Here is an 18,290-nt window from a genome sequence, read left to right as displayed (position 1 = left end):
GCAATCAAGCACGGTTGTACCGCACCACCGCCCCCCGTCATCCCGACCGGGCGCGCGCGTCGCCCGATCGGCCGCGCGGTCCGATAGGGTCACCGGCCATGCCCGAGGTCGTCTTGCGCACCGGACTGCACCCCACCCACCCGGAGGCGCTCGCGCTCGCCGTGGTCATCGACCCGCAGGGGTCGCCCGGCGAACGGGCCGTGGCCCTGGTCGGCGACTACTGCTACGTGGACGAGGAGGACGGCGTCGCCTACATCCTGCAGACCGACGCGTGGGCCGAGGGCCGCGTCGAGGACGGCGTGCTGGTCGTGGACATCCTGGTCTACCCGCCGGTGCCCGAGGGGCACTCCGCGAAGATCGCCGAGCTGATCAACGAGATCAACTTCCCCGACCGCTCGCCCCACGCCCCGGACGCGGTGCGGGTGCTGCGGGTGACCGGCACGACCACCCACGACACCGTGCCCGACGAGACGCTGGTGTTCCTCACCCCGCTGGACCGGCTGACCGCGGACGACATGCCGCTGCTGTTCGCCCCGCCGCCGGGGACCGACTGACCCGGACGTCGCGATGTTTGCGTAAACATCGTCGCCGGACCGGACCGCTCCCTGCACCGATCCAGCACCCCCCTTCGGCCCTGTACACGCCCTGGTGCACGCACTAGCGTCTGGCGCCGGATGTTTGCGTAAACATCCCCCGTGCGCCAGCAGGGAGAAGCGACGATGACGTCCGTCTCGGCTCCGACCCGGGCACCGCGACCCGCCGCCCGCCGCGGGCGCGTCGACCGCCGGGGCTGGCTGTTCGTCGCGCCGTTCCTGGTGGTGTTCGCGCTGGTGTTCCTGGCGCCGGTCGCCTACGCGGTGTGGTTGAGCCTGTTCCGGGAGCAGGTGTTCTTCGGCGGCACCGCGTTCGTGGGGCCGGCCAACTACGTCGCGGTGCTGCGGGACGCGAAGTTCTGGGAGTCGTTCCTGCGGATGTCGCTGTTCCTGGTGGTGCAGGTGCCGGTGATGCTGGCGCTGGCGCTGGCGGCGGCGCTGGCGATCGACAGCGCCCGGCTGCACGCGGCGGGCTTCTTCCGGATCGTGATCTTCCTGCCGTACGCGGTGCCGGGCGTGGTGGCGGCGCTGATGTGGGGCTTCCTCTACGGCGACGACTTCGGCCTGGCCGCCGACCTCAACGGCCTGCTCGGGCGCGAGGTCGTGCGGCCGCTGTCGGGCGACTGGGTGCTGGCCTCCATCGGCAACGTGGTGACGTGGGAGTTCGTGGGCTACAACATGCTGATCCTCTACTCGGCGCTCAAGGTGGTGCCTGCCGACCTGTACGAGGCGGCGGCCATCGACGGCGCGGGGGCGTGGCGGACGATCCGGAGCGTCAAGCTGCCCGCCCTCCGCGGCGCGCTGGTCGTCGCCACGATCTTCTCGATCATCGGCAGCTTCCAGCTGTTCAACGAGCCCAACATCCTGCGGTCGTTGGCGCCCAACGCGATCAGCACCTCCTACACGCCCAACATGTACGCCTACAACCTGTCCTTCGGCGGCCAGCAGTACAACTACTCGGCCACCGTGGCGATCGTCATGGGCGTCATCACCGCGGTCATCGCCTACGTCGTGCAGCTGCGCGGCACGCGGAAGGGTGCGTGAAGCCGGTGGCCGTCTCCCCGCTCAAGCCGCGCAAGTCCCCGGTGCTGACCGCCGTGATGGCGGTGTACCTGGTCTACGCGCTGGTCCCGCTGGCGTGGTTGCTGATCAGCGCGACGAAGACCCAGCGGGCCCTGCTGGGCACGCCGGGGCTGGCGTTCGGGGACACCTTCGCGCTGTTCGACAACATCGCCGCGACCTTCACCCACGACGGCGGGATCTTCCTGCGCTGGCTGGGCAACACGCTGCTCTACGTCGTGGTCGGCGCGGGCGGCGCGACCGCGCTGGCCACCGCGGCGGGCTACGGCCTGGCCAAGTACCGCTTCCGGGGTCGGCGGGCGGTGTTCGCGGTGCTGCTCGGTGCCGTCGCCGTCCCCGGCACGGCCCTGGCCGTGCCCACGTTCCTGCTGTTCAGCGAGCTGGAGCTGACCAACACGCCCTGGGCGGTGATCATCCCGTCGCTGGTCAGCCCGTTCGGCCTCTACCTGATCTGGACCTACGCCGCCGAGGCGGTGCCCGACGAGCTGGTGGAGGCCGCGCGCATCGACGGCGCGGGCGAGGTCAGGATCTTCTTCACCGTCACCCTGCGGCTGCTGGTGCCCGGCATCGTGACCGTGGCCCTGTTCGCGGTGGTGTCGACGTGGAACAACTACTTCCTGCCGCTGATCATGCTCAGCGAGCCGGACTGGTACCCGCTGACCGTGGGGCTGAACCAGTGGAGCGCGCGGGCATTCGGCGTGGGCGCCCAGCCGATCTACCACCTGGTGATCACCGGTTCGGTCCTCACCGTCGTCCCGCTCGTCGCCGCGTTCCTGCTGCTGCAGCGCTTCTGGCAGTCGGGCCTGGCCGCGGGCAGCGTCAAGCGGTGACCCGGTCCCGACGCCGCGAAGCAGTGACCCGGTCCCGACGCCGCGAAAGGAACACGCCCATGTCACCCACGAGGCGCACCCGGCAGGTCGCCACCGCCCTGGCGGTCGCGCTGCTCACCGCGCTGCCCGCCTGTTCCGCCGGGTCGGACGGCACCTCCCCGGGCGGTGCCACCGGCACGCAGGAGGCGGTCGACGCCGCGCTGCGCGAGGGCGGCGAGATCACCTACTGGACCTGGACCCCGTCGGCGAAGGCGCAGGTCGAGGCGTTCGAGCGGGAGTTCCCCAACGTCAGGGTCAACCTCGTCAACGCGGGCACCGGCAACGACCACTACGCCAAGCTGCAGAACGCCGTCAAGGCCGGCTCCGGCGCGCCCGACGTGGCCCAGGTCGAGTACCAGGCGCTGCCCCAGTTCGCGCTGACCGGGGCGCTGGTCGACCTGGGCCGCTACGGGTTCCGGGCGTTCGAGGACGACTACACCCCGTCGACGTGGCACTCGGTGCAGGTCGGCGGCGGCCTGTTCGGCCTGCCGCAGGACTCCGGGCCGATGGCGCTGTTCTACAACAAGGAGGTCTTCGACCGGTACGGCATCGCGGTGCCCCGGACGTGGGCCGAGTACGTCGACGCCGCGCGCAGGCTGCACGCCGCCGACCCCACCAGGTACATCACCGCCGACACCGGTGACGCGGGCTTCACCACCAGCATGATCTGGCAGGCCGGCGGGCGCCCGTTCACCACCGACGGCAAGTCCGTGAAGATCGATTTGCGGGACGAGGGCACCCGGAGGTGGACCTCGACGTGGAACCAGCTCGTCGAGGAGGAGCTGGTCGCCCCGATCACCGGCTGGACCGACGCCTGGTACCGGGCGCTGGGCAACGGCACCATCGCCACCCTGCCCACGGGGGCGTGGATGCCGGGCGTGCTGAAGGCGTCGGTGCCCGACGGCGCGGGCAAGTGGGCCGTGGCGCCGCTGCCCACCTACGACGGCACGCCGGTCACCGCCGAGAACGGCGGCAGCGCGCAGGCGGTGCTCGAGCAGAGCGGCAAGCAGGCGCTCGCGGCGGCGTTCGTGCGGTGGCTCGACAACGGCAACGGGGTCAAGCCGTTCCTGGACAGCGGCGGTTTCCCCGCCACCACCGCCGACCTGGGCTCGTCCGCGTTCAGGGACCTGGCCGAGCCCTACTTCGGCGGGCAGCGGGTCAACCAGGTGCTCACCGCGGCCGCCGACCAGGTCGCGGAGGGCTGGTCGTACCTGCCCTACCAGCTCTACGCCAACAGCATCCACGCCGACACCGTCGGCAAGTCCTACGCCGGCGGTGCCGCGCTCGACCCGGGCCTGGTCGCCTGGCAGCAGGCGCTGGTCGACTACGGCAACCAGCAGGGCTTCACCGTCACCACCGGGTGAGTCCCGCGCGGACCGGTCGCCCCACCCCGAGGAAGGAACTCCCGTCCCCGTGCCCGAGTTCAGCATCGGCGAGCACGACTTCCTGCTCGACGGCCGCCCGTTCCGCGTCCTGTCCGGGGCGCTGCACTACTTCCGCGTGCACCCCGACCAGTGGGCCGACCGCATCGACAAGGCCCGGCGGATGGGCCTGAACACCGTGGAGACCTACGTGGCGTGGAACGCCCACGCCCCCGGGCCCGGCGCGTTCGACCTCACCGGCGGCCTGGACCTGGGGCGGTTCCTGCGCCTGGTGGCCGAGGCGGGCATGTACGCGATCGTCCGCCCCGGCCCCTACATCTGCGCGGAGTGGGACAACGGGGGCCTGCCCGCGTGGCTGTTGCGCGACCCCGCGGTGGGGGTGCGCCGCGCCGAACCGCGCTACCTGGCCGCGGTGCGGGACTACCTCGACCGCGTCTACTCCGTCGTCGCCCCGCTCCAGGTCCGGCACGGCGGTCCGGTGATCCTGGTGCAGGTCGAGAACGAGTACGGCGCGTTCGGCTCGGACAAGACCTACCTGGAGGCGTTGGCGGAGCACGCGCGGGCCGCCGGGATCACCGTGCCGCTGACCACCGTGGACCAGGCCGTCGACGGGATGCTGGCCGCCGGCGGCCTGGACGGGCTGCACCGCACGGCCTCGTTCGGCTCCCGCGCCGCCGAGCGGCTGGCCGCGCTGCGCCGCCACCAGCCCACCGGTCCGCTGATGTGCGCGGAGTTCTGGGTCGGCTGGTTCGACCACTGGGGGGCGCACCACCACACCACCCCGGTCGCCGAGGCCGCCGCCGAGCTGGACGCGCTGCTGGCGGCGGGCGCCTCGGTCAACGTCTACGTGTTCCACGGCGGCACGAACTTCGGGTTCACCAGCGGCGCCAACGACAAGGGCGTCTACCAGCCCACGGTCACCTCCTACGACTACGACGCGCCCCTGGACGAGGCGGGCCGGCCCACGGCCAAGTACCACGCCTTCCGCGAGGTGATCGCCCGCTACCACGACGTGCCGGGCGAACCGCCGCCGCCGGCGCCGCCCGCGCCGGCGTTCGGGGTGCCGCTCGGCGACGCCGTCCCCCTGCTCGACGCGCCCGGCCGGTGGAGCGCGGGCGTCCGCCACGACGCCCTGCCGTCGCTCGACGAGGTGGCCGGGGCGCCGCGGCTGGCCCTGTTCACCACGCGCGTCGACGTCGACGGGCCGGCCGTGCTGTGCTTCGGCGAGGTGCGCGACCACGCCTCGGTGTTCCTCGACGGCCAGCCCGTCGGCACCCTGCGGCGCGAGCACCGCCAGCGGGCGCTGGGGCTGCGCCGCGCCGTCGGCGAGCTGGCCGTCCTGGTCGAGGACCACGGCCGGGTGAACTACGGTCCCCGGCTGGGCGAACCCAAGGGGCTCGTCGGCGGTGCCACCCTCGGCGGGGTGGCGCTCACCGGGTGGGAGGTCCGGCCGGTCGACGCGCCTCCCGCGCCGTGGGGGGACGCGGAGCCCGTGCCGGCCGGGGGCCCGGTGGCCGGCCCGGTGCTGCTGCGCGCCCGGTTCTCCCCGCCGGAGCCCGCCGACCTGCACCTGGACACGCGCGGCTGGGGCCGGGGCGTGGTCTGGGTCAACGGTTTCTGCCTGGGCCGCTACTGGTCGCGGGGTCCGCAGCGGACCCTGTACGTGCCCGGGCCGGTGCTGCGCGCCGGGGGCGACGAGATCGCCGTCCTGGAACTCGACGCGATGACCGACCCGACGGCCCGCTTCGTCCCGGGCCCGCTGCTGGGTCACACGGAGGCGTGAACCGTACTTGCGCGGACAAGGACCCGATATAGTCGACCGCCGAGCCCGGCGGGAAGGGAGCCCACGACGTGAGTCCGAGCGGATCCACGTCCCGCGCGCGACGCACGCCCCGACGCGTGTCCATGGCCGACGTCGCCCGCCTGGCCGGCGTGTCGACCCAGACGGTCTCCCGGGTCTCCAACGGCCACCCCAGCGTCGTGGGCACGACCCGCGAGCAGGTGCTGGAGGCCATGCGGCGGCTCGGCTACCGGCCCAACAGCGCGGCGAGGGCGTTGAAGTACGGCGAGTTCCGCACCATCGGCGTCATCCTGTTCACCCTGTCCTCGGTGGGCAACAGCCGCACCCTGGAGGCCATCGTGGACTCCGCCGCCGCCGAGGGCTACGCGATCACCCTCATCCCGGTGGCCGTGCCCACGCAGGACGGCGTGCTCGGCGCGTTCACCCGCCTCGGTGAGCTGGCCGTCGACGCGGTCATCGTGATCATGGAGGTCCACCTCCTCGACGCGGCCACCATGAGCCTGCCCATCGGCATGCCCGTGGTGGTCGTCGACTCCACCGGCGGCGACCGCTACACCGTCGTGGACACCGACCAGGCCGACGGCGCCCGCCACGCCGTGCGCCACCTGCTCGACCTGGGCCACCGCACCGTGTGGCACGTCGCCGGCCCGGAGGGCTCCTACGCCGCCGAGGGCCGGGCCCGGGCGTGGCGGGCCACCCTCGACGAGGCGGGCCTGCCGGTGCCGCCGATGCTGCGCGGCGACTGGTCGTCCGACTCCGGCTACCGCGCGGGGCTGGAGCTGGCCGGGGTCGCGGACTGCACGGCGGTGTTCGCCGCCAACGACCAGATGGCCCTGGGGCTGCTGCGCGCGTTCCACGAACGGGGCCGGGTGGTGCCCCGCGACGTGAGCGTGGCGGGGTTCGACGACATCCCCGACAGCACCTCGTTCATCCCGCCGCTGACCACCGTGCACCAGGACTTCGCCGAGGTGGGGCGGCGGTGCGTGGAGAGCGTGCTGCGGCAGGTCCGGCACCGGCGCGCCAAGCCGGGCACGACCCTGGTGCCGACCCGCCTGGTCGTCCGCGCCAGCACCGCGCCGCCGCGCGGCTGAGGCCGGCCGGGACGCCGACGGGACCGGGGACCTCCTCCACCGCCTCACCCGAGGTCCACGGCCCCCGACCCGCGCCCCCGCTCCCAGGCCCGGCTACGACCGGCGGTAGATCGTGATGGAGTGCCCGACGTCGTCGACCGGCGTGCTCCGCTCCAGCAGCACCCGGAGGCGGCCGTCCGCCCTCGCGGCGGCCGAATCGGACACCACCAGCAACCCGCGCACCCGCTCCGGCGGCACGGCCAGCGGGTCGTCGGCGCGGATGCCGTGATGAGCGGGCACACCACTGCCCTTGTAGACCAGCCAGACCCGCTCGCCCGGGTGGCACCGCGCCAGGCGCTCCGCCAGCCGACCCAGGTCCTGGCCCCAGTCGACGTTCGAGTCGTGCAGGTGCAGCCGCGTCCCCGCCGGCCCGCCGAAAGCCTCGTTCGAGTAGGGCAGGTAGTACGGGAACGCCCGCCACGAACTCACCCCGACGAACACCACCAGCACCACCGCCGCACCCGACACCCACCGCCACCGCACCACCACCACGCCGGCCGCCGCGACCGCCAGGAACACCGCGTACCGCACCCCCAGGTCCCGGTCACCGGTCATCGCCGCGACCAGCAGCACCCCCGCGGGCAGCAGCATGGCCACCGCCGCACCCAACACCCACCACCGGCCCACCCGGGCGCGCCACCCCGACAGCACCACCAGCACCACCAGCACCGGCACCACCGCCAAAGCGCTCATCTTCGTGGCCACCGCCGCCCCGAGGGCCAGCCCCGCCAACGGCAGGTACGGCAGCGCACGACACCGGGCCCGCCACACCAGCCACGCCGAGGTCAGCGCGAAACCGGCCGCCGGCACGTCCAACGTGGCCAACGACCCGTGCGCCACGACATCGGGCGAGAACGCGTACAGCGCCACCGCCACCAACCCACCACCCGTGCCGACCACGTCACGGGCGAAGGCGAAGACCACCAACCCGAACGACAACGCCAACACGATCACCGGCAACCGCGCCGCGAGCACCACCCGCCCCGGATCGTTGCCCGCCTCGTACAGCACGTGCCGGCCCAACCCCGTCTGGTCACCGGCGAAAGCCGGGTCCAGGCCGCACGTCCACGAACACCAACCCGGCCGCCACCACCAACTTGCCCAGCGGCGGGTGCTCCGGGTTGTACCGCAGGCTGCGCTGCTCCAGGTACACCGCGGCCGCACCCACGTAGACCGGCTCGTCGACGGTCGGGCTCTGCTCCACCGCCGCCGTGACCATCGCCACCGCCATCCCGGCCAGCAGCGCCCCCACGACCAACCACCGGCACCGCCCCAACCCCCACGGCCCGACGGTCACCCTCCACAACGGACCACCACCGGGCAACACCCCCACCACCCCACGACCCGCGGGGCGAGCACGACCTCACCCCACCGGATCCCGCCCGACCACCACCAGCGCGATGTCGTCCGTCGCGGGCCGATCACCCACCAGGGCCGTCATGATCCGCACGCACACCGCCTCCGGCCGCGCCGGCTCCACCACACCCCGCAACAACTCCAGGCGCTCGTCCAAGTCCTCCCACCGACGCTCCACCAACCCGTCGGTGTACAACACGAACACCGCACCCGGCGGCACCTCCACCACCGCACCCCGACGACCCGACACCGCCAGGTCATACCCGATCGGCGGCCCCAACGGCGCCTCCACGAACACCGGCACCGCACCCGGCACCGCCAACACCGGCGGCAGGTGACCCGCCAAGGCCAGCTCCATCCGCCCCGACACCGTGTCGATCACCGCATAAGCCACCGTCGCCATGGTGTGCGCCTCGAAGTGGCTCGCCTTCCGGTCCAGCTTGGCCAACACCTCCGCCGGATCACCGAACTCCAGCGCATAGGCCCGCAACGCACTGCGCAACCGCCCCATCACGATCGCCGCGTCCAACCCCTTGCCCACCACGTCACCGATCACCAGGCCGACCCGCCCACCCGGCAACGGGAACACGTCGTACCAGTCACCACCGACGCCCACGTCCGCACCCGGCACGTACCGGGCCGCCAACTCCCACCCCTCCGGCGACGGCAACTGCCCCGGCAACAAGCTGTCCTGCAACATCGACGCCGCGACCCGCTCGGAATTCGACCGACGCATGTGAGCCGCCATCGCCAACCGGTCCGCGACCAGCTGCAACAGGTCCGTCTCCTCCTCGGTGAACCGACGCGCCGTGACACTGCCCACGTGCAACACCCCGGTCAGCTCACCCTGCGCCACCATCGGCACACCCAGCATCACCCGCAGGCCCCGCTCCCACAACAACGGGTTGACCACCGTCGACTCGTCCACGTGGTCGATCTGCACCGCCGCCCGGCTCTGCGCCACCCGACCCGCGAACCCCGACCCCACCGGCACCCGCACGCCCTGGAAGACCTCCTCCTCCAGACCGGACGCCGCCCGGGCCACCAACTGCCCACCACCGGGATCGGTCAGCAGGATCGTCGCCGTGTCGACCGCGAACAACTCCCGCACCCGCCACAACAGCACCTCGAAGACCTTCTCCAGGTCCAACTCGCGCAGCGTGCCGTCGGTCACCGCCTCCAACACCCGCAACTGCAGCTGCGACCCCTGCGGAGTACCCATCCGTCGATCCCCGTCCCGTCCCTGACCACGCACACCGAGTGAGCAGCACGAACGTGTGACGGGTGCCGTACAGGCCGGTGCCAGCCGCCCAAGAATACCCAAAACAACGCCCCGCACGAACCGACGACGCCCACGGCTAGGCTACGCCGGCCGACACGGCCACGCCCCGTGTCACCCCCACCGCGTCCCAGCCCGAACACCGGCGGAGGCCCACCCGTGACCGACCACCAGCACACCGACCCCCGCGAGTGGCTGGCCACCGCCACCATCGACCCCGCCGTCCACGACCTGCGCCCCGACTACCGGGCACTCCTGATCACCGCCGACCACCTCCGCGGCGGCGACAGCGACACCACCAGCGAACACCTCCTCACCACCGCCGAGCACACCGCCCGCCACACCCTCGACGGCCGCTCACCCGAACAACTGCCCCACCCCGCCGCCTGGCGCGCGGCCTACCGCGCCTTCGGCGCCAAACCCCAGCGCACCCGCCCCAGCGCCGAAGCGCTCCTGCGCCGCCTCGACCCCGACGGCCTCCCCCGCATCGACCGCATCACCGACGCCTACAACGCCGTCTCCATCACCCACCTCATCCCCATCGGCGGCGAGGACCGCACCGCCTACGTCGGACCACCACGCCTGATCCGCGCCCGCGGCGACGAACCCTTCGACACCACCGCGGGCGGCGAACCGGTGGTCGAGCACCCCGAGATCGGCGAGGTCGTCTGGTGCGACGACGCCGGCGCCACCTGCCGCCGCTGGAACTGGCGGCAGTGCACCCGCACCCGCATCACCACCGCCACCACCAGCGCCCTGTTCGTCCTCGACGCCCTCGAACCGCTGTCCGACCAGGACGTCCACGCCGCCGCCGACGCGCTCACCGAGGCGTTGCTGGTCCTCAGCCCGGAGGCCGTCATCCACCGGCGGCTGATCGGTCGCGCCGACGCGGGCTGATGTTCTGGTTTTGGTTCGCACTGAAGTGATAGTGGTGAAAATCGTTCAGCTATGACCGGCTCGCCAGTCGCCCGGGGCCAACCGGCGGGTCGGCGCCCCCGGTCCAGCACCGTCCGCAACCGCGGGTTGTCCGGGGGTGAGCACGAACGCCAACGGCAACCCCGCGGCGTGGATCTTGCTGCTCAGCCCGCCCCGGGACCGGCCGAGCCCGGCCGCCGCAGCCCGCGCCTTCCGACGACGCCTGCGGGCGGCACGGTCCCGATCGGCAGGCGTGCCCGCACCGGCCTCGGCCGGCGCGGGCCGCGACGCACCACCCGCAGCACGCTCTGTTGGGTGGGCAACGGAGCCCCTTTTTTCCTCGGTCAACGCCTGCTCCAACGCATCCAGGGTCTCCCCGGCGACCGCCACCCCGCTCAGGCACTGAACCGGGAGTAGACGGTCGACCAGGGCCCGTACCGTTCGGGCACGTCGCGCCAGCCCGACCCGGTGCGAAACCGCCACACCAGGGTGCTACCAGCCCCAACCAGCACACCACCGGACCCACCCAGGTCCGAACTTCAAACAGCTCCTAACGCCGCGAGGGGCGCACGTGCGCCCGCACCCCGTGCGGTCCGAACAAGACCAGCAGCTCGACCGCGCCACCGTCGGCGCTGCCCAGCCAGTGCGGCAACGACGTGTCGAACTCGGCGGCCTCGCCGGGCGGCAGCGTCAGGTCCCGCTCCCCCACCACCAGCCGCAGGCGGCCGTTGAGCACGTACAGCCACTCGGAGCCCTCGTGGGTCCGCGGGGTCGGTTCGAGCGGTTCCGGCCGGGCCGGGATCACCATCTTGAACGCCTGCGTCCCGCCCGGTCGCCGGGACAGCGGCACCAGGACCGTGCCGAACCGGTGGATCGGCTTGAGGTGGACGCGCGGGTCGCCGGTGCGGGGCGCGCCGACGAGGTCGTCCAGCGGTACGTCGTAGGTGCGGGACAGCGGCAGCAGCAGTTCCAGGGTCGCCCTGCGCTGCCCGCCCTCCAGCCTCGACAGGGTGCTCTCCGAGATCCCGGTCACCGCGGAGAGCTCGGCCAGGGTGATGCCCCGGTCGCGCCGCAACGCGCGCAGCCTCGGTCCCACCGCGCCGAGCACGTCTTCCTCGTCCATGCCGCCAACTTGCCACAACGGCAAGAACGCGTGCCAGGCCGGGCCCGGTCCGGCGAGGCTGACCGCACAGCCCCCGAGGACAGGAGACTTCACATGGCCACAGCGCGCATCGCGGCGATCCTCGCCCTCGTCATCGCCACCGCGGCCTGCTCGGCACCCGCCGGGCAACTCCCCCCGCACGCCGCCGCCACGGCACAGGACCCGGGGTTCGCGAGCACCTTCCGGCACGAGTTCGCCGACGTCGACGGCGTCCGGCTGCACTACGTGACCGGCGGCAGCGGCTCGCCGGTGGTGCTGCTGCACGGCTGGCCGCGGACCTGGTTCGGCTGGTGGCCGATCATGCCGGCGCTCGCCGGGCACCACACCGTCCACGCCGTCGACCTGCCCGGCCTCGGCGACAGCACCGGCTCGCCCACCGGCTACGACAAGGCCACCCTGGCGCGGTACGCGCACTCGCTCGTCGCCGACCGGCTCGGCGTCCGCGGCGCCGCCGTCGTCGGGCACGACCTCGGCGCCGCCGCGGCGTTCCAGTACGCCGCGCAGTTCCCCGCCGACACCACCCGCCTGGGCTACCTCGACCTGCCGCTGCCCGGCCCGGCGTCGACGGGCCCGCCTACCGCTCGCTGAGCTGGCACATCGCCTTCCACTCCCAGCCGCGGGTCCCGGAGGCGGTGGTCGGCGACGACGTCCGCGACCACCTGGCGCTGTTCTACCCGCAGGTCTCCTTCGGCGGCACGGCCTTCGGCGGCACCTCCGACCGCTCCCCGTTCACCGACGCCGAGGTCGACGAGTACGCGCGGACCTACCGCAGGCCCGAGGCCCTGGCGGGCGGCTTCGAGCTCTACCGCGCCCTGGACCGCGACGTCGCCGACGTCGTGGCGACGGCCCCGGTGCGGGTCCCGGCCCTGGTCCTGACCGCCCAGGGGCAGCGGGACGCGGTCCTGGCCACCGTCGCCCCGCGCCTGGCCGCCGTCGTGCGGGCGGTGGACGTGCCGGGCGCGGGGCACTGGCTGGTCGAGGAGAACCCGGGGTTCGTCACCGCGGAGCTGCTCGGCTTCCTCGCCGGTTGACCCGCCGTCACCAGTCGTGCAGGGTGCCGTCGGCCAGCCGGTTCACCGGCAGGTAGGCGGCGCGGTACGGGAACCGCGCCGCCGCCCCCAGGTCCAGCTCCACCCCCAGGCCCGGCGCGTCCGACGGGTGCAGCAGGCCGTCGGCGAAGGTGAACGACGTGCGGAACACCTCCAACGTCTCGGCGGTGTGCGGCATGTACTCCTGGATGCCGAAGTTGTGCACCGCGATGTCCAGGTGCAGCGCCGCCGCCATGCCGACCGGCGAGATGTCGGTGGGCCCGTGGATGCCCGACCTGACCCCGTACACCGACGCCAGGTCCAGCACCTTCTTCAACCCGGTCACCCCGCCGGTGTGCGTCACGGCCGACCGCACGTAGTCGATCAGCCGCTCGCTCAGCAGAGTCGTGTAGTCGTGCACGCTGTTGAACACCTCGCCGATGGCCAGCGGCGTGGTGGTGTGCTGCCGGACCAGCCGCAGCGCCGCCTGGTCCTCGCCGGGGGTGGCGTCCTCCAGCCAGAACAGGTCGTAGGGCTCCAGGGCCCTGCCCAGCCGGGCCGCCTCGACCGGGGTCATCCGGTGGTGCCCGTCGTGCAGCAGCGGCAGCTCCGGCCCGAACTCGTGGCGCACCGCCTCGAACACGCCCGGCACGTGCCGCAGGTAGGCGCGGGTGTCCCAGGTCTCCTCCACCGGCAGCGCGGTCGGCCGGGCCGGTTCGTAGTCGTAGCGCTCGCCGCCGCCCGCCGCGGACGCGGCCACGCCGTAGACGGTGGCCAGGCCCGGGATGCCGGTCTGCACCCGGATCGCCCGGAAGCCGCGCTCCAGGTGCAGCCGGATGGAGTCGAACAGCTCGGGCAGGTCGCGCCCCGACGCGTGCCCGTAGGCCAGCGCACCGACCCGCGACGCGCCGCCGAGCAGCTGGTAGAGCGGCATCCCGGCGGCCTTGGCCTTGATGTCCCACAGCGCGGTGTCCACCGCGGCGATGGCGGCCATGGTCACCGGTCCGCGCCGCCAGTAGGCGCCCCGGTACAGGTACTGCCAGGTGTCCTCGATCGCGCCCGCGTCCCGCCCGAGCAGCAGCGGTGCCACGTGCTCGCGCAGGTACGCCTCCACGGCCAGCTCCCGGCCGTTGAGGGTGGCGTCGCCCCACCCGGTGAGGCCGTCGTCGGTGGTGACCCGCAGGGTGACGAAGTTGCGCCCCGGGCAGGTCACCACGACCTCGACCGACTCGATCCTCATGCCTCGCTCCTCCGCGGTCCGAGCACCACGATGCCGCAGGGGGCCGACTCCACCTCGGTGAGCGGTTCGCCGTCGAGGCCGTGCAGCGCCCCGTCGGCCGGCGGCCGACGGGGCGCTCGTCGTACCGGCCGACCGGCCCCGCCGAAGGTCTCGTGCCAGGTCGGCGCGGTGAACTGCTCGACCGACGGCACCAGGTGGAGCGCGCAGCCCCCGGGCAGCCCGTTGACCTCGCGCACCACCCCGACGGGCAGGTCGGCCTCCCGCGCCGCCGCGCAGGCCCGGCGCTGCGTGCCGGTCCGGGAAGTCGCGTCCGGGGCGTCCCCGACCGCCAACTTCGCCGAATTGCGCCGCACAGAGCAGGTATATCGTTTAACGAGCCGTGGTGTCGAGACCTGCTGTTACCTCGGCGGCCCGAACGGGGAGGTGGCGTGACCGGTCGACGCGGGTCGGGCAAGCCGACGATCGCGGACGTGGCCGCGCTGGCCGGGGTGTCGGTCGCGGCCGTGTCGAAGGTGGTCAACGGCAAGGGCGGCATCTCCGCGCCCACCCGCGACCGGGTGCTCCGGGCCGCCGCCCGACTGCGCTGGACCCCGTCGGCGGCGGCCGTCGCCCTGCGCGGCGCCCGGACGCGCGCCGTGGGCCTGGTGGTGCGCCGCCCACCGGACCTGCTCAGCGCCGACCCGCACTTCACCCGGCTCATCACCGGCGTGGAGGCCGAGCTGTCCCCCGCCGGCCACGGCCTGCTGCTGCACCTGGTCGGCGACGACCCGGCCGCCGAGGAGGCCGCCTACCGCAGGCTCGCCGACGAGCGCCGGGTGGACGGCTTCCTGCTCACCGAGAGCCGCGTGGACGACACCCGGTTCGCCCTGCTGCGCGAGCTGGGCGCGCACGCCGTGCTGGTCGGCACGCCGTGGCGCGACGACCCGGTCCCCTCCGCGCGGGCCGGCGGGGACCGGGAGGCGGGCGTCCGGGCGGCCGTGGAGCACCTGCTCGACCTCGGCCACCGCCGCGTCGCCTACGTCTCCGGTCCCGAGGACCGCGTGCACACCCACCACCGGCGGCGGGCGTTCGAGGAGGCGCTGGCCGCGCGCGGCCTCGCCCCGGCCCGCACGCTGGTCTCCGACTTCACCGCGGCCGGCGCCGTCGACGCGGTGCGCGCGCTGCTGGGCGCCGACGACCGGCCCACCGCGGTGCTGCTCGCCAACGACACGATGGCCGTGGCCGCCCTGAGCGCCGCCCGCAGGCTGGGCGTCGACGTGCCGGGCGAGCTGTCCGTGGTGGGCCACGACGACCTGCCGCTGGCCGAGCTGGTCTACCCGACGCTGACCACCGTGCGGCAGGACCTGGTCAACCTCGGCCGGGCCGCCGCGCGCCTGCTGCTCGTGGCGCTCGGGGAGGCCGACGACGCGCCGGTCGCGGTGCGGCCGCCGGAGCTGGTCGTGCGGGAGTCCACCGCCGGGGTCAGGCGCGCAGCAGCGGCTGGGAGCCGGTGAGCAGCTCGGGCCGCCAGTTCTCCAGCAGGTCGGGCTTGCCGAACAGGTAGCCCTGGAGGTAGTCGCAGCCGGCGTCGCGCAGCCAGTGCGCCTGCGTCGGCGTCTCCACGCCCTCGGCGACGGTGCGGGCGCCCAGCACGGCGGCCAGGTCGATGATGCACCGCACCACGCCCTCGGTCCGCCTGTCCTCGCCCAGGCCGTCGGTGAACGACTTGTCGATCTTGACCAGGTCGAACGGGTAGCGGCGCAGGTAGTTCAGCGAGGAGTAGCCGGTGCCGAAGTCGTCCAGCGCCACCCGCACGCCCAGCTCGCGCACGTCCATCAGCACCCGCATCGCGGTCTCGTCGGCCCACACCGACTCGGTGACCTCCACGGTCAGCCGCCCCGGCTCCAGGCCGGTGGCACCCAGCAGCTCGCCGACCTGGTGCGGGAACTGCTCGCCGGAGAGCTGGCCGGGCGAGACGTTGACGGCCACGCCGAGGCGGTGGCCGCGGTCCTGCCAGTGCACCGCCTGACCGCACGCGGTGCGCAGCACGTGCGTGCCCAGCGGCACGATCAGCCCGGTCTCCTCGGCCAGCCCGATGAACCGGTCCGGCCCCAGCAGCCCGCGGCCGGGGCGCTGCCACCGCACCAGCGCCTCGGCGTGCGTGGTGCGCGCCGAGGCCAGGTCGATGATCGGCTGGTAGTGCAGGACCAGCTCGTCGTTGGACAGCGCGTCGCGCAGGTCGGCCTTGTCCCGCTGCCGCACGGCGACGTCCTCGCCCATCTCGCGGCGGAACCGCCGGACCCCGCCGCCGCCCTCGCGCTTGGCCACGTACATCGCCACGTCGGCGTCGCGCAGCAGGTCGCGCGACGTGCGGCCGGTGCCCTCCCAACCGGGCACGGCCACGCCGGCGCTCGCCCGGCTGACCGGCGCCAGGGCGGCCAGCACGCGGTCCGCGAGGTCCACGCCGCCGTCGCCGGGCGCGGTCAGCACGGCGAACTCGTCGCCGCCCAGCCGCGCCACCACGTCCTGCCCGCCGGTGGCACCGCGCAGCCGCCGGGCCGCCTCGACCAGCCGCCGGTCGCCCGCCTGGTGGCCCTCGACGTCGTTGACCTCCTTGAACCGGTCCAGGTCGACCAGCAGGAGCGCGACGTCGTCGCCCGAGGCCAGCGCCCGATCCACCAGTTCGAGGAAGTGGCGGCGGCTGACCAGGCCGGTCAGCTCGTCGTGCTCGGAGCGCTCGCGCAGCTCGTCCTCCCACCGCCGCCGCGCGGTGACGTCGACGACGGCGACCATCACCCGGCCCGCCCCGTCGGCGTCGGAGACGTCGACCGGGTGCAGGGTGAGCGCGGTGCCGGCGCGGTCGAGCCGCAGCTCCACCGGTTCCGGCCCGGGTCGGGCGCAGCCCTCCGCGCAGGCGGTGATGTCGGGGCCGTGCGGGCACGGCACCGCGCCGGACCCGTCCCACCCGAGCAGGTCGGCGGCGCGGTCGTTGAACAGCTCCGGCCTGCCCTCGCCGTCGAGCAGCACCAGCCCCACCGGGCTGGCCCGCACGGCGGCCTCCGCGGCCCGGTGCGCGCGGTCGGCGCGGTACCGGGCGGCGTCGGCCAGGCGCGCGGCGCGCGCGGTCTCGTACAGCGCCACCGACTCGACGACCAGGCCCACCAGCGGCATCAGCGCCGGTGCGGCGGTGTCCGGCCCGAAGTCGACCCGACCGCTGACCACCAGCGCGCCGAAACCGCCGACGTAGCCGAGCAGGGGCAGCGCGGCGCGCACCGGGAAGCGGTACTCGCCGTCGAGCAGCATCCGCCGGACGGTGACGCCGAACAGGAAGCCGAGCACCGGCTGCGGCACCGGCAGCACCAGGGTGCCGGTCACGATGACGGCGGTCTCGACGACCGCGACGCCCCAGCCGTCCTTCCCGGGCCGCACCAGCCACCCGCACAGCACCAGCCCCGCGACCAGCGCCGCGACGCCGCTGACGGGCGTCCGGCCCATGAGCGCCAGCTCCACGGCGAACAGGACACCGCAGAACCAGGCGAAGACCATGGTCCACCGCCGTACGCGGCGGAGACCGGCGTACGTGCAGGACACGTCATCCAACAGCGCGACGGTCGCGCCGGCCGGAACTGCCACGTCCCTCCTCAGGCAAAGGCACGACAACCGCGCTAACCGGCGCGGAACTGCTGGGTGAATTCCACGTGCTGTTGATTCCGCGCGAGCGTAGCCGAACTCCGACGCCCCCGACCATCTCCCCCAAGAGCAATATTCGTATTCATCGGCAATGGTTCGATTCGATCCGGTCCGTTCACCGGGCGGCGGTGAACGGGTCCGGCGCGTTCAGGCCCGGCAGCTGATCTCCATGCCGTCCTCCACCGGGAACTCCACGCTGACGTAGCCGTTGGCCGGGTCGCGCACGTGGGCGAGGTAGTCGGCCATCGTCGGGAAGCTCACGTCGTCGGCCACCACCAGCGCGCCCGGCGCGAGCCGCGGTTCGAGCAGCCGCAGCACCGGCAGGCACAGCTCCTTCCAGCCGTCGAGCAGGACCAGGCCGATCGGCCCCCCGATCCCGGCCAGGGTCTCCAGGGCGTCGCCCTCGTGCACGGTGACGACGTCGGCGAGGTCCGCGGCGGCCAGGTTCTCCCGTGCCGCCCGGACCTTCGCCGCGCTCAACTCGCTGCCGTGCACGTGGCCGGAGCCGTTGTCCCGCACGGCCGCGGCCAGGTGCAGCGTGGAGATGCCGAACGAGGTGCCGAACTCCACCACGGTCGCCGGGCGCGTGGCGCGCACCAGGGCGTAGAGCAGTTCGCCGCCCGACCGGGAAACGGGCATGTAGACGTCGGCGAGCGCGTCGGCCCGCTCCAGGGCGGTGGCGGCGCCGACGTCCACGGGCCGGTCCCGGTCGGCGGCGGCGAACAGCCGGTCGAGCAGGTCGCGGACGGGCGGGCGGTGCAGGGTGCTGGTCATGCGACCTACGCT

19 protein-coding genes and 1 pseudogene are annotated in these 18,290 nt (G+C 73.7%); 10 read left to right on the top strand and 10 right to left on the bottom strand.

Annotation, left to right across the window (positions count from 1 at the left end; translation table 11 throughout):
• Positions 1–98: 98 nt before the first annotated feature.
• The 6 genes from EKG83_RS22435 to EKG83_RS22410 all read left to right on the top strand — a co-directional run bounded on the left by EKG83_RS22435 (position 99) and on the right by EKG83_RS22410 (position 6,816).
• Positions 99–554, top strand: a complete 456-nt coding sequence (locus EKG83_RS22435) for a hypothetical protein (RefSeq protein WP_033429528.1) — start codon at positions 99–101, stop codon at positions 552–554.
• A gap of 165 nt (positions 555–719) precedes the next feature.
• Complete coding sequence (locus EKG83_RS22430) at positions 720–1,637, top strand: carbohydrate ABC transporter permease (RefSeq protein WP_033429529.1); 918 nt, start codon at positions 720–722, stop codon at positions 1,635–1,637.
• 56 nt (positions 1,638–1,693) lie between these two features.
• Positions 1,694–2,503 (top strand): carbohydrate ABC transporter permease, encoded by an 810-nt coding sequence (locus tag EKG83_RS22425; RefSeq protein WP_051765255.1) that lies wholly within the window; start codon positions 1,694–1,696, stop codon positions 2,501–2,503.
• A 59-nt stretch (positions 2,504–2,562) separates the two neighbouring features.
• Positions 2,563–3,906: an ABC transporter substrate-binding protein gene (locus EKG83_RS22420; RefSeq protein WP_033429530.1), complete on the top strand. Its 1,344-nt coding sequence runs from the start codon at positions 2,563–2,565 to the stop codon at positions 3,904–3,906.
• A gap of 49 nt (positions 3,907–3,955) precedes the next feature.
• Entirely contained in the window at positions 3,956–5,707 is a 1,752-nt protein-coding gene (locus tag EKG83_RS22415; RefSeq protein ID WP_033429531.1) for a glycoside hydrolase family 35 protein, read from the top strand.
• Positions 5,708–5,829: 122 nt separating this feature from the next.
• On the top strand, positions 5,830–6,816 hold the full coding sequence (locus tag EKG83_RS22410) for a LacI family DNA-binding transcriptional regulator (RefSeq protein WP_033429778.1): 987 nt from the start codon (positions 5,830–5,832) through the stop codon (positions 6,814–6,816).
• A gap of 93 nt (positions 6,817–6,909) precedes the next feature.
• Here EKG83_RS22410 and EKG83_RS22405 read toward each other — a convergent pair whose 3' ends face one another.
• From EKG83_RS22405 to EKG83_RS22400, 3 genes are all read right to left on the bottom strand, one after another.
• Positions 6,910–7,878: an ArnT family glycosyltransferase gene (locus EKG83_RS22405; RefSeq protein WP_228122782.1), complete on the bottom strand. Its 969-nt coding sequence runs from the start codon at positions 7,876–7,878 to the stop codon at positions 6,910–6,912.
• Positions 7,879–7,888: 10 nt separating this feature from the next.
• Positions 7,889–8,152, bottom strand: a complete 264-nt coding sequence (locus tag EKG83_RS48080) for a hypothetical protein (protein ID WP_228122781.1) — start codon at positions 8,150–8,152, stop codon at positions 7,889–7,891.
• A 66-nt stretch (positions 8,153–8,218) separates the two neighbouring features.
• Positions 8,219–9,433, bottom strand: a complete 1,215-nt coding sequence (locus tag EKG83_RS22400) for a PP2C family protein-serine/threonine phosphatase (RefSeq protein WP_033429532.1) — start codon at positions 9,431–9,433, stop codon at positions 8,219–8,221.
• Between the two features lie 216 nt (positions 9,434–9,649).
• Between EKG83_RS22400 and EKG83_RS22395 the strand changes: the two genes are divergently transcribed.
• Positions 9,650–10,387 carry a B3/B4 domain-containing protein gene (locus tag EKG83_RS22395; protein WP_033429533.1) on the top strand — a complete coding sequence of 246 codons (738 nt, stop codon included), beginning with the start codon at positions 9,650–9,652 and terminating at the stop codon, positions 10,385–10,387.
• A gap of 126 nt (positions 10,388–10,513) precedes the next feature.
• Here EKG83_RS22395 and EKG83_RS22390 read toward each other — a convergent pair.
• The 3 genes and pseudogenes from EKG83_RS22390 to EKG83_RS22380 form a co-directional block, all read right to left on the bottom strand.
• Positions 10,514–10,639 (bottom strand): annotated as a pseudogene (locus EKG83_RS22390) (IS5/IS1182 family transposase); the annotation flags it as partial.
• Between the two features lie 161 nt (positions 10,640–10,800).
• Positions 10,801–10,890: a transposase gene (locus EKG83_RS49730; protein ID WP_211269033.1), complete on the bottom strand. Its 90-nt coding sequence runs from the start codon at positions 10,888–10,890 to the stop codon at positions 10,801–10,803.
• 65 nt (positions 10,891–10,955) lie between these two features.
• Complete coding sequence (locus EKG83_RS22380; RefSeq protein ID WP_033429534.1) at positions 10,956–11,528, bottom strand: helix-turn-helix domain-containing protein; 573 nt, start codon at positions 11,526–11,528, stop codon at positions 10,956–10,958.
• Between the two features lie 93 nt (positions 11,529–11,621).
• Between EKG83_RS22380 and EKG83_RS49725 the strand changes: the two genes are divergently transcribed.
• Both EKG83_RS49725 and EKG83_RS49720 read left to right on the top strand, forming a co-directional pair.
• Complete coding sequence (locus EKG83_RS49725) at positions 11,622–12,155, top strand: alpha/beta fold hydrolase (RefSeq protein WP_407690771.1); 534 nt, start codon at positions 11,622–11,624, stop codon at positions 12,153–12,155.
• Between the two features lie 44 nt (positions 12,156–12,199).
• Positions 12,200–12,598, top strand: coding sequence for an alpha/beta fold hydrolase (locus EKG83_RS49720; RefSeq protein ID WP_407690770.1), 399 nt, complete (start codon positions 12,200–12,202; stop codon positions 12,596–12,598).
• 7 nt (positions 12,599–12,605) lie between these two features.
• Here EKG83_RS49720 and manD read toward each other — a convergent pair whose 3' ends face one another.
• Positions 12,606–13,835, bottom strand: a complete 1,230-nt coding sequence (manD, locus tag EKG83_RS22370) for a D-mannonate dehydratase ManD (RefSeq protein WP_033429535.1) — start codon at positions 13,833–13,835, stop codon at positions 12,606–12,608.
• Complete coding sequence (locus EKG83_RS22365) at positions 13,832–14,188, bottom strand: hypothetical protein (protein WP_153278302.1); 357 nt, start codon at positions 14,186–14,188, stop codon at positions 13,832–13,834. Before EKG83_RS22365 ends, manD begins: the two co-directional genes overlap by 4 nt.
• Positions 14,189–14,263: 75 nt before the next feature.
• Here EKG83_RS22365 and EKG83_RS22360 point away from each other — a divergent pair, with 75 nt between their 5' ends.
• Positions 14,264–15,328, top strand: a complete 1,065-nt coding sequence (locus EKG83_RS22360; RefSeq protein WP_051765128.1) for a LacI family DNA-binding transcriptional regulator — start codon at positions 14,264–14,266, stop codon at positions 15,326–15,328.
• Here the strand turns inward: EKG83_RS22360 and EKG83_RS22355 are convergent.
• Positions 15,297–17,447: a putative bifunctional diguanylate cyclase/phosphodiesterase gene (locus tag EKG83_RS22355; RefSeq protein ID WP_153278301.1), complete on the bottom strand. Its 2,151-nt coding sequence runs from the start codon at positions 17,445–17,447 to the stop codon at positions 15,297–15,299. The genes EKG83_RS22360 and EKG83_RS22355 overlap by 32 nt on opposite strands.
• Before the next feature lie 204 nt (positions 17,448–17,651).
• Positions 17,652–18,278, bottom strand: a complete 627-nt coding sequence (locus EKG83_RS22350; RefSeq protein WP_033429537.1) for an O-methyltransferase — start codon at positions 18,276–18,278, stop codon at positions 17,652–17,654.
• Positions 18,279–18,290 lie beyond the last annotated feature (12 nt).

This window comes from Saccharothrix syringae (assembly GCF_009498035.1).
GTDB classification, from domain to species: Bacteria; Actinomycetota; Actinomycetes; order Mycobacteriales; family Pseudonocardiaceae; genus Actinosynnema; species Actinosynnema syringae.
The sequence above is the reverse complement of the archived record's forward strand: the minus strand, read 5'-3'. Positions and strand labels throughout refer to the sequence as shown.

Coding starts and splice junctions, on each gene's coding strand:
- EKG83_RS22435 (WP_033429528.1), top strand. CDS start 99: ATGCCCGAGGTCGTCTTGCGCACCGGACTGCACCCCACCCACCCGGAG.
- manD (WP_033429535.1), bottom strand. CDS start 13,835: ATGAGGATCGAGTCGGTCGAGGTCGTGGTGACCTGCCCGGGGCGCAAC.
- EKG83_RS22400 (WP_033429532.1), bottom strand. CDS start 9,433: ATGGGTACTCCGCAGGGGTCGCAGCTGCAGTTGCGGGTGTTGGAGGCG.
- EKG83_RS22410 (WP_033429778.1), top strand. CDS start 5,830: ATGGCCGACGTCGCCCGCCTGGCCGGCGTGTCGACCCAGACGGTCTCC.
- EKG83_RS22420 (WP_033429530.1), top strand. CDS start 2,563: ATGTCACCCACGAGGCGCACCCGGCAGGTCGCCACCGCCCTGGCGGTC.
- EKG83_RS49725 (WP_407690771.1), top strand. CDS start 11,622: ATGGCCACAGCGCGCATCGCGGCGATCCTCGCCCTCGTCATCGCCACC.
- EKG83_RS22430 (WP_033429529.1), top strand. CDS start 720: ATGACGTCCGTCTCGGCTCCGACCCGGGCACCGCGACCCGCCGCCCGC.
- EKG83_RS22350 (WP_033429537.1), bottom strand. CDS start 18,278: ATGACCAGCACCCTGCACCGCCCGCCCGTCCGCGACCTGCTCGACCGG.
- EKG83_RS22425 (WP_051765255.1), top strand. CDS start 1,694: ATGGCGGTGTACCTGGTCTACGCGCTGGTCCCGCTGGCGTGGTTGCTG.
- EKG83_RS22380 (WP_033429534.1), bottom strand. CDS start 11,528: ATGGACGAGGAAGACGTGCTCGGCGCGGTGGGACCGAGGCTGCGCGCG.